Genomic DNA, 284 nt, shown 5'->3' on the forward strand with positions numbered 1-284 from the left:
AACATGCGCGAAGAGGGTGGCGAACCCGTGGCCGACCTGCGCGCGAAGTACTCGCCCGAGATGCGTGGTATTGATGTGCCGCCGGAGCGCGCCGCGAGCATGATCGATGAATATCCGGTGCTGTCCGTCGTCGCCTCCTTCGCCAAGGGGACGACGATGATGCGCGGGGTCAAGGAACTGCGGGTCAAGGAAAGCGACCGGATCGCGGCGATGGCGGCGGGGTTGCGCGCCAATGGCGTTACCGTCGAAGACGGCCCCGACTGGTGGTCCGTCGAAGGGCGCGG

Annotated in this window: 1 pseudogene; it reads left to right on the top strand. The window is 66.9% G+C overall.

Annotation, left to right across the window (positions count from 1 at the left end):
- Window positions 1-284 (top strand): annotated as a pseudogene (locus A3728_RS20160) (3-phosphoshikimate 1-carboxyvinyltransferase); the annotation flags it as partial.

The sequence above is a fragment of the Sulfitobacter sp. HI0040 genome, assembly GCF_001634885.1.
In the GTDB taxonomy this organism is placed as follows: Bacteria; Pseudomonadota; Alphaproteobacteria; order Rhodobacterales; family Rhodobacteraceae; genus Sulfitobacter.